This is a genomic window from Sphingomonas sp. PP-CC-1A-547, assembly GCF_003610375.1.
GTDB lineage: Bacteria > Pseudomonadota > Alphaproteobacteria > Sphingomonadales > Sphingomonadaceae > Sphingomonas.
This window is the reverse complement of record NZ_RAPZ01000010.1, coordinates 1,067,896-1,081,659: the sequence shown is the minus strand read 5'-3', so window position 1 is coordinate 1,081,659 and position 13,764 is coordinate 1,067,896. Positions and strand designations below refer to the sequence as shown.

The 13,764-nt window shown below is 67.3% G+C and carries 10 protein-coding genes; 5 read left to right on the top strand and 5 right to left on the bottom strand.

Translation table 11 applies throughout. The annotated features are described in order from the left end of the window. Nucleotides 1–47 precede the first annotated feature (47 nt). The 3 genes from C8J39_RS05615 to C8J39_RS05605 form a co-directional block, all read right to left on the bottom strand. Nucleotides 48–2,204 carry a histidine kinase dimerization/phosphoacceptor domain -containing protein gene (locus tag C8J39_RS05615; protein ID WP_120299551.1) on the bottom strand — a complete coding sequence of 719 codons (2,157 nt, stop codon included), beginning with the start codon at nucleotides 2,202–2,204 and terminating at the stop codon, nucleotides 48–50. A gap of 79 nt (nucleotides 2,205–2,283) precedes the next feature. Beyond that, nucleotides 2,284–3,261, bottom strand: a complete 978-nt coding sequence (locus C8J39_RS05610; RefSeq protein ID WP_404969317.1) for a bile acid:sodium symporter family protein — start codon at nucleotides 3,259–3,261, stop codon at nucleotides 2,284–2,286. Beyond that, complete coding sequence (locus tag C8J39_RS05605; protein ID WP_120299758.1) at nucleotides 3,261–4,283, bottom strand: adenosine deaminase; 1,023 nt, start codon at nucleotides 4,281–4,283, stop codon at nucleotides 3,261–3,263. Before C8J39_RS05605 ends, C8J39_RS05610 begins: the two co-directional genes overlap by 1 nt. Before the next feature lie 133 nt (nucleotides 4,284–4,416). Here C8J39_RS05605 and C8J39_RS05600 point away from each other — a divergent pair, with 133 nt between their 5' ends. After that, nucleotides 4,417–5,352, top strand: a complete 936-nt coding sequence (locus tag C8J39_RS05600) for a DUF808 domain-containing protein (protein ID WP_120299549.1) — start codon at nucleotides 4,417–4,419, stop codon at nucleotides 5,350–5,352. A gap of 252 nt (nucleotides 5,353–5,604) precedes the next feature. Here the strand turns inward: C8J39_RS05600 and C8J39_RS05595 are convergent, their stop codons facing one another. Then, a complete protein-coding gene (locus C8J39_RS05595) occupies nucleotides 5,605–7,638 on the bottom strand; it encodes a S9 family peptidase (RefSeq protein ID WP_120299548.1) in 2,034 nt (677 codons plus the stop codon). A 125-nt stretch (nucleotides 7,639–7,763) separates the two neighbouring features. Here C8J39_RS05595 and C8J39_RS05590 point away from each other — a divergent pair, with 125 nt between their 5' ends. From C8J39_RS05590 to C8J39_RS05575, 4 genes are all read left to right on the top strand, one after another. After that, entirely contained in the window at nucleotides 7,764–9,041 is a 1,278-nt protein-coding gene (locus C8J39_RS05590; RefSeq protein WP_120299757.1) for a hypothetical protein, read from the top strand. 107 nt (nucleotides 9,042–9,148) lie between these two features. Next, entirely contained in the window at nucleotides 9,149–9,661 is a 513-nt protein-coding gene (locus C8J39_RS05585) for an RNA polymerase sigma factor (RefSeq protein ID WP_120299547.1), read from the top strand. A gap of 36 nt (nucleotides 9,662–9,697) precedes the next feature. After that, nucleotides 9,698–10,630 (top strand): FecR domain-containing protein, encoded by a 933-nt coding sequence (locus C8J39_RS05580; RefSeq protein ID WP_165895135.1) that lies wholly within the window; start codon nucleotides 9,698–9,700, stop codon nucleotides 10,628–10,630. A 2-nt stretch (nucleotides 10,631–10,632) separates the two neighbouring features. Then, complete coding sequence (locus C8J39_RS05575; RefSeq protein WP_120299545.1) at nucleotides 10,633–13,047, top strand: TonB-dependent receptor; 2,415 nt, start codon at nucleotides 10,633–10,635, stop codon at nucleotides 13,045–13,047. Nucleotides 13,048–13,191: 144 nt separating this feature from the next. On the opposite strand, the gene C8J39_RS05570 is transcribed toward C8J39_RS05575, so the two are convergent. Then, nucleotides 13,192–13,677, bottom strand: coding sequence for a hypothetical protein (locus C8J39_RS05570; protein WP_120299544.1), 486 nt, complete (start codon nucleotides 13,675–13,677; stop codon nucleotides 13,192–13,194). Nucleotides 13,678–13,764 lie beyond the last annotated feature (87 nt).

Sequence of the window (13,764 nt, the reverse complement as noted above, 5' to 3'; positions counted from 1 at the left end):
GTTGCTCTAGTCGCTGCCGCGCGAGCCGGGACTGTGTCCCCTGGATGTCAGCGGACGTCGTCGACCGGCGCTGTCAGGATCACGCGCAGGCCGGGCATGTTGTCGTCCTGCTCGATCGTGCCCGACAGCCCGGCGACGATGGCGTTCATCATCCGGCTGCCGAAGCCGATCCGCGTGCCCGACTTGCCGACGCCTTGGTCCGCGACGATCAGGCGCAGTCGGTTGCGATGCTGTTCGAGGATGATGTGGATCGGGCCGGCATCGCCGCGATAGGCGTATTTGCTCGCATTGATGACGAGTTCGGTCAGCACCAGCCCGATGTTCACCGCGCGATCGGTGGCGACGAGCACGGGCGCGAGATCGAGCGTCATCTGCGCCGCCCAGTCCTCGCCCAGCGACGTCTGCATGTCGCCCGCGAGTTCCTCGATATAGCGCGACAGGTCGACCGACTCGACCTGGTCGTCGCGGTACAACCGGCGATGCACCAGCGCGACCGCGGCGAGCCTGGCCTGTGCCTCGGCGAGATGCTCTTTCACCTTCGCGTCGTCGGACGACTTCGCCTGCAACGACAGGAACGCCGCGACCAGTTGCAGGCTGTTCTGTACGCGGTGATTGACCTCCTTCATCAGGACGTCCTTCTGCGCGATCAACGCGTCCTTGTCGGCGAGCGTTCGTTGCAGGTCGGCGTTTAGCAGGCGCAGGCGCTGGTTGATATGCGCGTCGTGGAACGCGCGGCGCAGGCGGTGCGCCGCCTCGATTTCCTCGCGCGTCCAGCGCCGCGATCGACCGCTGACGGCCTGTGTCCACGATTCGAACGACGTGCGCGGAGTCAGTACCGCATTGGGATCGACCGACACCGCCTTGTGCGGATTGCCGGCCCATTCGACCTCTTCGATCTGCTCGGCACGGAACCACAACAGCACCGCTCCCTCGTCGACCAGCGGCAGCGCGAGCAGGCCGCTCGCCTGCGCACGGTAAGCTTCGGCGCGGGGCAACAGCGACGACAGTTCATGCGTCGTGAACGGCTCGATCACGCCCCTCGTGCGAGCCCATGCGGCGAGATCGAGAATGTCGTCCTTGCCAGGACACGGCCCATCGGTATCGACGATCGTGCCCTCGACATAGGCGAAGCCGTCGCCGTCGAGCATTCGTCGGAGGTCGTCGCGCAACGCGGCGACGATACTGCGCGGCGCCGGTTCGGTCGCGAGCTTGGGGATGACCGCATCCTCCGCCGCACGCAGCCGCAGCCGCTCGCGGTACGTCTCCGCCTCTTCCTTCGCGCGAATCTGGCGCGCGAGCCCACTGGCCAGCGTCGCCGACGCCGCGCGGATGTCGGGGGTGAGGCCCTTCGGCGTACCGTGATGGCAGGCGATCAGGCCCCAGAGCAGCCCGTCCTTGACGATCGAGATCGACGCCGACGCCGCCACGCCCATGTTGGCGAGATAGCGCAGATGGATCGGCGACACGCTGCGCAGCGCGACGTCGCTCAGGTCGAGCGTCTCGAACCCGGCCGGGCGCAGCACCGCAGGCACGTAATCGATCATCGGGATCGTCCGCGTCCGGTTGCGCACGTACAGCGCGCGCGCCTGTTTCGGGATGTCCGACGCGGGGAAATGGTGATTGAGGAAGGTGCCGAGCCCCGTCGCCTTGTCCTCGGCCATCACGCGGCCCGCCTCGTCGTCGAGGAAGCGATAGACCATGACGCGGTCGAAACCCGTCAACTGGCGGAACGCGGTCGCGGCGCGCTCGCACAACGCCTGGAGGTTGCTCGCGCGCTCGAACGTCATCGCCATCGCGTTGAGCCGGCCGAGCATGCCGGCCGCAGTGACCGGTTCCGCTTCGACGGGTTCGAGTTCGACCAGCACGTGCTCGGCGGTGCGGTGAAGGGTGACGTCGAACCGTTCGGTCAGGCCCGCTACCGGCAGTCCGGCAAGTGCCACGCCGGCGACCGTGTCATTGGCGGTGAGGGTCGCACCAATGTCCTGCGCCAACAGCGCCGACAGGTCGCTGCCGAGCCAGTCGGGGGTCAGGCGAGACTCGAGATCGCCCGCGCCCGCCACGACCGTCAGGCTGGTCGCATCCGCGACGAGCAGCAGGCCATGCGGCTGGATCGCACCGGGGATGTGGATCGGCTCGCGGTCGCACGCATTGAGGTCCAGCCCCACGCCATCGGTGGAACCGGCAATATCGCTCGACGCGTTCATCTACCCGAAACTCTCCTATCGAGCCTCGATCATGCAGCCCCCGGCGGAACAAAGCAAATACCCGCAGCGGGTTACCATATTAATCTGAAGCAATATCGCGCGGTGCGGACTCGGCATAGCGGCGCGCGATCACCGCGCAGGCGATCAGCTGCAGCTGATGGAACAGCATGACGGGCAGCAGGATCACGCCGACCTGCGCCGGCGGGAACAACACGCCTGCCATCGGCACGCCCGACGCGAGGCTCTTCTTCGAACCGCAGAATTGCAGCACGATCGCATCCTCACGGGGGAGTTTCATCAGCCGCGCAACGGCGAACGTCAGCCCGAGCACGAACGCGAGCAGCGCGGCGCACAGGAGTCCGATCAGGATCAGGTCGCCGATCGACAATTTGGTCCACAGCCCCTCGACCACCGCGGCACCGAACGCGCTGTAGACGACCAGCAGGATCGACCCGCGATCGACCACCGTCAGCAGGCCCTTTTTGCGCGTCACCCACGCACCGATCCACGGCCGCAGCAGATGTCCTGCGACGAACGGCACCAGCAGTTGCAGCACGATCGCCTCGATACTCTCGATCGAGATCCCGCCGCTGCCCGAAGTGTTCATCAGCAGCGCGACCAGCGCAGGCGTGACGAGGATGCCGAGCAGGTTCGAGAACGACGCGCTGCACACCGCCGCGGCGACATTGCCGCGCGCAATCGCGGTAAACGCGATCGACGACTGCACGGTCGAGGGGAGCAAGGTCAGGAACAGCAACCCGGCGGCGAGCGGCCCGGTCACGAACGGCAACGCGGTCAGCCCGAGCCCGAAGAGCGGGAACGCAACGAAGGTGATGGCCAGCACCGCCAGATGCAGTTTCCAGTTGCGCAGCCCCGCCCAGATCGCATCGCGCGACAGCTTCGCGCCGTGCAGGAAGAACAGCAGGACGATGCCGATATCGGCGGCGTAACCGACGATCGTCGCCATCTCGCCGCGGGCCGGCAACAAGCTCGCCAGCACCACGGTGCCGAGCAGCATCAGGATGAACGGTTCGAAGACCGCCAGGAACCGCCCGATCACGGATGCGCCTTCACATAGGCGTCGAGCGTCGCGAGATGGCCGCTGAGCGCGTCGTCATCCAGGAAACTGCCGAGAAAGCTGTTGCGCGCGAGCGTCACGACCTGCTCGCGCGACAGGGCCTTCGCGCGAGCCGTCTGGCGGAAATTCTCGCCGATATAGCCACCGAAATAGGCCGGATCGTCCGAATGGATTGTCGCGCGCAGGCCGAGATCGAGCATCCGGTCGATCGGATGGTTCTCCAGCCGGTCGACGTTGCGCAGCGCGACGTTCGACAACGGGCACACGGTCAGCGTCATCGCGTCACGCGCCAACCGCGCGACCAGCGCCGGATCTTCCAGCGCGCGGTTGCCGTGGTCGATCCTGTCCACCTGGAGGATGTCGAGCGCCTCGTGGATATAGGCGGGCGGGCCCTCCTCGCCGGCATGCGCGCACAGCATCAGCCCGGCATCCGCCGACGCCGCGAATACGCGCGCGAACTTCGAGGGCGGATGACCGACCTCGGACGAATCGAGCCCGACGCCGATGAACTGGTCGAGCCACGGCTCCGCCTGCGCGAACGTCTTGAACGCATCCTCCTCGTCGAGATGGCGGAGGAAGCTCATGATCAGCCCCACCGACATGCCGTGCTTGGCCTGCGCTTCGTCGATCCCCTCGAACAGTCCGCGCGCGACGACGTCGAAGGGAATGCCCCGCTGCGTGTGCGTCTGCGGATCGAAGAAGATCTCGGCGTGGACCACGCCGTCCTGCGCGACGCGGTCGAAATAGGCGACTGCCAGATCGCGGAAATCCTCCTCGGTCTGGAGCACCGCGGCACCGGCATAATAGATGTCGAGGAAGGTCTGGAGATTGGTGAAGCTGTACGCGGCGCGGACGTCCTCGACGCTCTTGAACGGGATCGCGACCTTGTTGCGCTCGGCGAGCGCGAACATGAGTTCGGGCTCCAGGCTGCCCTCGATATGGAGGTGGAGTTCCGCCTTGGGCAGGTTCGTGATGAAGTCGTCGTTCGGGAAGGGGGTCATGATCCGTCCTGTCGCTTGGGTCGCGTCGGCTGCAACCATTCCGCCCGCCACGCACTACCGCAAGTGCGAAAGCCGTTGCATGACAATCCTGTCACGTTACCGAGCGCCGATACTTACGCGAAGGACACCATCGATGCCGACAGGATTGGTCGCACTGCTCGACGACATTGCCGGGATCACCAAGCTCGCCGCCGCCAGCCTCGACGATATCGCCGCGACCACCGGGAAGGCGGGCAGCAAGGCGATCGGCGTGGTGGTCGACGATGCCGCCGTCACGCCGCGCTACATGGTCGGGTTCGAACCGAAGCGCGAACTGCCGATGATCGGCAAGATCGCGCTGGGGTCGTTCCGCAACAAGCTGGTCTTCATCCTGCCCGCGGCGCTGGCGTTGAGCGCGTTCGCGCCGTGGCTGCTGACGCCGTTGCTGATGATCGGCGGTACGTATCTGTGCTTCGAGGGCGCGGAGAAGATCCTCGAAGCGTTCTGCGGCGGTCATGCCGAGGAGGTCGTCGCTGAGCCGGTCGATGCCGCAACGCTCGAGGCACAGAAGGTCTCGGGCGCAATCCGCACCGATTTCATCCTGTCCGCCGAAATCATGGTGATCGCGCTGTCGGATGTCGCGACCAAGCCGATCTGGGAGCAGGCGATCGTCTTGGCGCTGGTCGGCATCGTCATCACGATCGGCGTCTACGGCGTGGTCGCGCTGATCGTTAAGATGGACGATATCGGCCTGCATCTGGCGCAACGCAGCAGCGCGGTCGTGCAGGCGATCGGGCGTGGGCTGGTGAAGGGCATGCCGATCGTGATGTCGGCACTGTCGGTGATCGGGACGGCGGCGATGGTGTGGGTCGGCGGTCAGATCATCGTCCACGGGATCGAGGAGTTCGGGCTCACCGCCTTGCCGCACTGGATCCACGATACGGCGGAGGCAGCTTCGCATGCGGTGCCGTTTGCCAAGGGCGCGGTGAACTGGGTGATGAACGCGTTCTTCTCGGGGATCGTCGGGTTAATCCTGGGCGGCGCGATCGCGCTTGGGCTCCATGCGGTGAAGAAGCCAAAGGCGCACTGACCGGGAGAGCACTGTCCGCCCTACCTTGTTCTCCCGCGAAGGCGGGAGCCCAGTCTGGGTCCCCGCCTTCGCGGGGAAACAAGTCGCGCCGGGTTATGAGGCGCTACCACCACGATCAAACACCACCCCGGCGAAGGCCGGGGCCCAATTGGGGAACAGAGGTAACGGCGGATAGTCCCCCGTTACTGCGACCTTTCCAATTGGGCCCCGGCCTTCGCCGGGGTGGTAACGCATCCAGAAGGGGTTAATTCCCTACTTAGCCGTCCACTTCCCCATCCATCCCAACACTTCGCCATACCATTGCCGCGAGTTCTTCGGCTTCAGCACCCAATGGTTCTCGCCCGGATTGACCAGCAACCGCGACGGGATCCCGCGCCGCTGCAGCGCGGTGAACGTCGCCAGCCCCTGCGTGTACGGAATCCGGAAGTCCTTCTCGCCGGTGATCACCAGCATCGGCGTCTTCCACTTCGCCACGTAGTTGACCGGGTTCCATTTCTCGAACGCCTGCGGGTCCTCGTAATAGGCTTTCCCGCCATGCTCCCACTCGTCGAACCAGAGCTCCTCGGTCTCGTACGCCATCGCGCGCGCATCGAACACGCCGTCATGCTGGACGATGCACTTGAAGCGATCGGGCCACTGCCCCTCGATCCAGTTCATCATGTAGCCGCCATACGACGCACCGAGCGCACAGGCATTGTCGGCATCGAGCCATGCGAACTTGTCGGTCGCGGCAGCCAGCCCCTTCTTAAGATCCTCGAGCGGCCAGCCACCCCAGTTGTTGCTGATCGCGTCGGTGAAGCCCTGTCCGTAACCGGTCGACCCGTGGAAATCGACCGCAACCAGGCCGTAGCCCGCACCCGCGAACACGGCGGGGTTCCAGCGATACGACCAGCTGTTGTTGCTCGATCCCTGCGGGCCCCCGTGGACCATGTACGCAACCGGGACCTTCCCCGTGGAACCGTACGGCTTGACCGCATAGCCCCAGACGGTGTCCGCGTTCGCGCCCTTGAAGTTGAACCGCGTGACCGTCGGCATGTCGATCCCGGCAAGCTTCGTCGCGTTGACCTGCGTCAGCCGCTGCGGTGTGCCGGTGCCCGCGACACGGTAGAAATCGGCGGGTGCGGTGAGGCTGTCGATCGCCACCACAGGCCCCCGCGGCGTGATCGCGACCGCGCTGACGTGACCCTCCTGCGTTAGCCGCGTGACCGCACCGCTCGTCGCATCGACCCGGAACAGCGGCGTCTCCTGCGTGTCGTCCGCCGTCACGTAGAGCGACTTCGAGTCCGGCGCCCACGCGATCGAGCCGACCGACCGGTCCCAGCGCTCGGTCAGCGACACCGTCTTGCCGCTGGCGATATCGCGCAGCGTCAGCACTTGGCGATCCGCCTCGAACCCCGGCCGGCGCATCGCGAAGTATGCAAGCGTGCGGCCATCGGGCGACACGGTCGGGAGGTTGTCGGTCGCCTTGTTCGCCGGAGTCAGGTTCACCGGCGCCGCCGAGCCGTCCGCGGGCACCGAGAAGATGTCGAGATTGGTCGACAGCGCTTCGATCCGGCCGGCTTCGCGCAGTGCAAAATAGACGGTGCGGCCGTCTGGGCTCCAAGAGACTTCCTCGGCACCGCCGAACGGCTTGGATGGCGCATCGCCGACCAGCGCGCCTACCAGTGGAACGCCGTTTCCGGTCGCACCTGCGGCGGTCAGCGGCAACACGAACAGCTGCGAGCGCGTGCCGTCCGCCCACGTATCCCAATGCCGCACGAACAGCTGGTCGTAGGTCCGCCCGGCGCCCGCATTCGGATCCTTCTTCACCATTGCCGGCTCGAGGCTCGGCGCGCCCGGCTTGCGATCCGCCCAGACGAGCAGCTTGTCGCCGGTCGGCGCGACCTTGAAGCCGCTGAACCCGCCCTTGAAGCTGGTGACGCGCCGCGGTGTGCCCCCCGTGACGGGCACCGACCAGACCGCATCTTCGCCGCCTTTGTCCGAGGTGAAATACACCGTGTTGCCGACGATCTGCGGGTCGTTCTCGTTGACCTGCGGATCGGCGAGCAGCTTCACCGGCGTCGCACCCGGCGTGGTCAGGTCGAGCCGCCAGAGATCGTAGCGCCCCTTGTCCGCCGCGAGATCGGTCTCGCGCTGCGCCCAGACGAGCCAATGCCCGTCCTGCGACGCGGTCGGCGCACCGACGCGGCTGAGCATCGTCACGTCGTCGATGGTGAGTTGCCGGGCGGCGGCAGGGGCACTCGCAAAGGCGAGCACGGCGAGGCTGGCGGAGAGCATGATCTTCATGGCGTGCTTGATAGGACGCTTGCGAGATCGCGCGCAATCACCTCGATCGCTTGCGTGAAAGCACCGGTTCAGATCATGGCGGTATGACGCCTCAGAAGACCCGCGCGCCCAGGATTTCGTCGTTCATGTTCACTATATCTGTTCGGTGGTTTCTGGCGGCGGCGCTGCTCGCACTCGGGGCGGGGCCGGTATCGGCGGCGCAGGTGCAACTGCCGGTCGACGCGCTGATGCAGGATGCGAGTGAGTATGCGACCCGGTTCGGCGTGCCGTTCGACGAGGCGCTGCGGCGGATGCGTGCGCAGGGCGCTAGCGTGCCGGCAACCGACGCGCTGCGCGAAACTTACAAGGATCGCTGGGCCGGGGTCGCGATCGAGCATCAGCCGAATTACCGCATCGTCGTGCTGCTGACCGGCACCGATCCGGTCGCCGATCAGTCGGTGACAGCGGGCGGGATGGTCGTGCCGATCGTCTTCCGCACCGGCGCACCTGCGACGCGCGAGGCGGTGCTCGCCGCGATCACGGCGTATCAGGCGAAGATACGCGAGTCCCTGCCGCACCCGCCCGGGCTTGGTGTGGACCAGCGGACCGGCGAACTGGTCGTGATGATCGCGTCGGGCGATGCCGATCTCGACCGCGACGGTGCGCTGCGTACCCGGATCGCGACGATGACCGGCGTTCCGGTGCGGATCGAAGCCGTTGATAAGCCGCCGGTGAACATGGCACAGGACCAAGTCGCTCCGGTCCCCACGCCCATACCCGCCCCGGTCGATAGCGGCGCGATTGAGGGCGGGGCGCGTGTCGTCGGGACGGTCGATGGCAAGCGCTATGCCTGCACGACCGGCTTCGTCGTGTCCGATGGCGTGCGCAACGGCGTGGTCACCGCGGCGCATTGTCCGGACACGCTTTCCTATGTCGGCAAGCGCCCTTCGGACGGCGGCCGCGAGGAATGGCCGCTGGCGTTCGTCGGGCAATGGGGCTGGGGGTATCAGGACGTACAGGTCAACGTCGCGACCGCGCCTGACGTCAGTTATGCCCCGCTGTTCTACGCCGACACCGCCAAGACGCTCGCGCGGCCCGTCGCCACGTGGCGCTACCGGACGAGCACGCGGGCGGGCGACTTCGTGTGTCATCGCGGCGAGCGTACCGGCTATAGCTGTGCGGTGATCGCGATGGTCGATTTCGCGCCGGCGGGCGATCTGTGTGGCGGCGCGTGCCTGCCGACCTGGGTCGCCGTCGAGGGGCCGACGTGCAAGGCCGGCGACAGCGGCGCGCCGGTGTTCGAGGGCAGCACCGCGCTGGGCCTCGTCAAGGGCGGCACCTATCGCCGCGACGGGACGTGCCTGTTCTATTATTACATGTCGACGGACTATCTGCCGCAGGGCTGGACGCTGCTGCACCAGTAACACGGCGCCGGGCGCGCTGATTGTGTCTCCCCGCCAAGCGCTGTACGTCCCGCCGGGAACACGGTGCCGCCGAGCGCCGATCGGCGGCCTATCGACACGGGCATGACATGGACTCCTCGGGCCTTGAGGCCGTTTTCCTAGCAAATCGCGATACGCTGTTGCGGTTCATCCGTTCGCTCGGCGCGGGCGATGCGGAGGATCTGCTGCAAGAACTGTGGGTGCGGATCCAGACCGCCCCGACCGGGCCAATCGCGTCGCCGCTATCGTACCTCTACCGGATGGCGAACAACCTGATGCTCGATCGCCATCGTGCGGTGCGGCAGGCGGAGAAGCGCGATCGCGAATGGACCGAGGCGACCGGGGGACCGTCGCTCGACCGCTCCGAGGAGCCATCCGCCGAACGCGTCGTGATCGCACGCGAGCAGGCGGTGCTGGCGGAGGCGGCGTTGCAGTCGGTCGGCGACCGGGCGGCGCGAATATTCCGACGGCACCGGATCGACGGCGTCGAGCAGCGCGCGGTCGCTGCCGAGTTCGGCGTAAGCCTCAGCACGGTCGAGGGCGACCTGCGCAAAGCCTATCGCGCGATGATCGATGCAAAGCGACGCTATGATGAGGCTTGATCGCAACGTCTCCGTCTTCGGCTATAGGAGGCCATGATGGCGGAGCATGACGACATCGAAGAACGCACGCTGAACGAGGCCGCGCTGGACTGGGTGGTCCGCACCGGCAGCGATGCGTTCGACGACTGGCCCGCGTTCCACGCCTGGCTGGAGGCGGACCCGCGCCATGCGGCGGCGTATCATGCGATGTCGATGGATATCGAGGAGATGGCGGCGGCGGTGCCTCCCGTGCAGGCCGCGCCGATCGTGATGCAGCCTGCGCGGAGGCGCTGGCCGGTCTGGGCCGGTGGAGCGATCGCCGCGTCGCTCGCGCTGTTCGTCGGCTATGAGGCGATCGAAACGCGCGCGCATCCTTATGCCGTCGAAACCGCGGCGGGGACGATGCGGACGGTTCGGCTTGCCGATGGAAGCACAATCGCGATGGGTGGTGCGACGCGCCTGATGCTCGATCGCGACGATCCGCGGGTCGCGACGCTCGAGCGCGGCGAGGCGATGTTCGTGATCCGGCACGACGACAGCGATCCGTTCGAGGTCAGCGTCGGTGGCGCTCGGCTGGTCGATGTCGGCACCGCGTTCGACGTGAAGTTTGCGCGCGCTGAAACGCGTGTCGCGGTGTCGGAAGGCGCGGTCGACTATAACCCTGGACAGGGCGGCATCCGGCTCGTGAAGGGGCAGGGGCTGGTCGTCCGCGACGGCAAGGCGACCGTGACCGCAGTCGATGTCGCCAGCGTCGGATCGTGGCGCGACAGCGTGTTGGCGTATGAGGGCGCGACGCTGGCGGAAGTCGCCGACGACCTGTCGCGCGCGCTGGGCGTCGACCTGCGCGCCGATCCGGGCGTCGCGAAACGCGCGTTCAGCGGCAGCATCGCGACGGCCAAGCTGTCGGGCGATCCCCGCCTCGCCGCGCCGCTGCTGGGTGTCGCGATCCGCAAGCGTGGCGGTCACTGGGTGATGTCCTCGCGCTCGTGAGGATGCGCGGATGTCTGGTCGTCGCGGCGCTCGCCGTCGCCGCTCCCGCGCAGGCGGGGCAGGGGGCGGTCGACTTGCCGGCAGGGCGTCTTGGGGACGCGGTGCTGGCGCTCGGGCGTCAGTCGGGGACAAGTATCGTCGTCGGCGATCCAGGGCTGTGGGCGCGGCGCGTGCCCGCAGTGCGCGGACGGATGACCGCCCGCGAGGCACTCGACCGGCTGGCGACTGCGGCGAATGCCGATGTCGTCGCAGCGGGCGCATTCGGATGGCGGCTGACTGCCCGCACGCCCCGCGTCGTTCGGGTGAAGCAGAAGAAAGTCGTGCCGATCACCGCACCTCCGGCGGTCCAGGGCGCGGACATCGTCGTCACCGGCAGCAAGCGCGACGTGCGACTGCGCGATTTCGCAGGGCAAGTCGCGTTGCTCGATGGCGTCGACCTTGCGCTCGGCGGCGCGGGCGGGACCGAGGCGATCCTCGCGCGGCTGGCCAGCGTATCGTCGACGCATCTGGGCGCAGGGCGCAACAAGCTGTTCATACGTGGTATCGCCGATTCCAGCTTCACCGGACCGACCCAGACCACCGTCGGCCAGTATTTCGGCGACCTGCGGCTGAGCTACAATGCGCCCGATCCTGACCTGCGGCTCTACGATATCGCCTCGGTCGAGGTGCTCGAGGGGCCGCAGGGTACGCTGTACGGGGCAGGGTCGCTCGGCGGCATCATCCGCACCGTGCCGAACGCGCCGGAATTGGGCGCAGTGTCGGCGTCGATCGCGGGAGGTTTGTCGGCGACGTGGCACGGCGATCCGGGCGCGGATCTGGGCGCGACGCTGAACGTGCCGCTCGGCGAGCGCGTGGCGCTGCGCGTCGTCGGCTACGGCGTCAGCGAGGGCGGGTATATCGACAATCCGGTGCTCGACCGGCGCGATGTGAACCGCACGAGGATCGGCGGCGGGCGGGCGGCGCTGCGGCTCGATGCGGGGAATGGCTGGACGGTCGATCTCGGCGGGATCGGGCAATGGACCAAGGGCGACGACAGCCAGTACGCGGACCGCGACGCGCCGCCGCTGACGCGGTCGAGCGCGATCGTGCAGGGGTTCTCCGCGGACTACACGATGGGGCAGGTCGTCGTGTCGGGCGCGATCGGCGGGCTGAAGGTCAAATCCTCGACCGGGATCGTCAGCCAGACGCTGACCGAACGCTACGACGCGACCCTGCCGGCCGTCGATCCGACGCTACCGATCACCAACTGGCCTGCATTCGGCAGCCCCCTGACGACAGCCGCGGGCAGTCCGCGCGTGTTCGCGCAACGCAACGCGACCGACATGATCGCGAACGAGACGCGCGTATGGCGGCCGATGCGTAACGGGTTCGGCTGGGTGGTCGGCGGCAGTTACACGCATAATCGCACGCGGTTGTCGCGCTCGCTCGGCCCGGTCGATGCGCCCGCGCCAGTGACGGGCGTGACCAACAGCATCGACGAGGCGACGTTGTACGGCGAGGGGAGCTTGCAGTTGGTGCGCGGGTTGACCGCCACCGCCGGCGCGCGCGTGACCCGGGCGTCGCTCGCGGGGACCGGCGAGGACATCGCACCGGCGCGGTTGGAGGCGGTCGCGCTCGCCCGTTCGCGCGTGACGGCGGACCGGATCGAGACGAGCGTGCTGCCGTCCGCCTCGCTGATCGCCGCGGTGTTGCCGAAGGTGTCGCTGTACGGCCGCTACCAGCAGGGGTTTCGGCCCGGCGGGCTCGCGATCGAGAGCGATTTCGTCCGGCGGTTCGAGAATGATCGCGTGCGGACGCTGGAGAGCGGCGTGCGCTTCGGGCTCGCGGGTGTCGATCGCGCGTACCTGACGGCGAGCGTGTCGCACACGATCTGGCAGGATATCCAGGCGGATTTCATCGACGCGACCGGCCTGCCAAGTACCGCCAACATCGGCGATGGGCGGATCTGGACGTTCAGTGCGATGGGCGGGTGGAAACCGGTCGCCGGGCTGACGCTCGATGCGGGCTTCACCTATAACGACAGCCGCGTGACGGAGCCGAGTGCCGCGCTGTTCGTGGCGCTGGCGCGGATGAGCCAGGTGCCCAACATCGCGCGCTATGCCGGGCGGCTGGGGGCGGATTACCGGCGTGATATCGGGCGGGATCTGGAACTGCGGGTGTATGGCTGGGCGCGCTATGTCGGGCGGTCCCGGTTGGGTGTCGGGCCGGTACTGGGCGAAGAGCAGGGCGATTATCTCGATACGGCGCTTACTGCGCGGATCGGGCGGCCTGCGTTGGGCGTGACGCTTGGGGTAACGAACCTGACGGATAGCGTCGGCAACCGGTTCGCGCTGGGGACACCGTTCCAGGTCGGGAGTGGCCAGATTACCCCGCAACGTCCGAGGACCATCCGCATCGGCCTGGACGCAGCGTTTTAGCGAACCTTTCGAATCCTCCCCCGCCAGGGGGAGGTGGCTGGCTCTTGCCAGACGGAGGGGGAGGTAATGACAACATCCGTTGCGTGTCCTCCCCCTCCGTCTCGCTACGCGATCCACCTCCCCCTTGCGGGGGAGGATCAGGAGTCAGCCTTTCGCCAGTGCTCGCTGCTCAGCCGGCAGCAGCGCCAGCGCCGTCTTGTAGCAATCCTCCACATGCGAATTACCGACCAGCTTCATCGCGCCGAAGCTGATCGTCGCCGCCACCGCCGAGCCCGCAAAAGGCACGAACTTCGCCATCGACCCCACCGCGATGCGCGCGCCGACGCGGCGGAGGAGCGCAACGACGATACGCTTCGTCACCATCCGGCCGATCATCGTGTTGCCCAGACTCGACGCCATCACCAGCGCCTGCTGCGCAAGTTGCGGCTCGAGCTTCTGCACCTGTTCGTGATCGAGCCCGAAGCGCTTGCTGATCTCGGGCAGCAGCTTGGTGAGCAGGCCGATGTCCGCGACGATGTCCGCGCCGGGGATCGGCACGACCGCCGCGCCCGCCGACATCACCGAGCGCGTCGTGACGAGGCGCTTGCTGTCGTCGCGGATGCGGTCGAGTTCGGCGATGGTGGTGATCATGCTGGCATTTCCCTGAAGATGTCCGCCGCACAACGCGCCGCCGCGGCCATTGTGCCGCACCATAGTACATCACGCTTCAAGGTTCGC

Coding starts and splice junctions, on each gene's coding strand:
- C8J39_RS05590 (WP_120299757.1), top strand. CDS start 7,764: ATGTTCACTATATCTGTTCGGTGGTTTCTGGCGGCGGCGCTGCTCGCA.
- C8J39_RS05575 (WP_120299545.1), top strand. CDS start 10,633: ATGCGCGGATGTCTGGTCGTCGCGGCGCTCGCCGTCGCCGCTCCCGCG.
- C8J39_RS05585 (WP_120299547.1), top strand. CDS start 9,149: ATGGACTCCTCGGGCCTTGAGGCCGTTTTCCTAGCAAATCGCGATACG.
- C8J39_RS05615 (WP_120299551.1), bottom strand. CDS start 2,204: ATGAACGCGTCGAGCGATATTGCCGGTTCCACCGATGGCGTGGGGCTG.
- C8J39_RS05580 (WP_165895135.1), top strand. CDS start 9,698: ATGGCGGAGCATGACGACATCGAAGAACGCACGCTGAACGAGGCCGCG.
- C8J39_RS05595 (WP_120299548.1), bottom strand. CDS start 7,638: ATGAAGATCATGCTCTCCGCCAGCCTCGCCGTGCTCGCCTTTGCGAGT.
- C8J39_RS05570 (WP_120299544.1), bottom strand. CDS start 13,677: ATGATCACCACCATCGCCGAACTCGACCGCATCCGCGACGACAGCAAG.
- C8J39_RS05605 (WP_120299758.1), bottom strand. CDS start 4,283: ATGACCCCCTTCCCGAACGACGACTTCATCACGAACCTGCCCAAGGCG.
- C8J39_RS05600 (WP_120299549.1), top strand. CDS start 4,417: ATGCCGACAGGATTGGTCGCACTGCTCGACGACATTGCCGGGATCACC.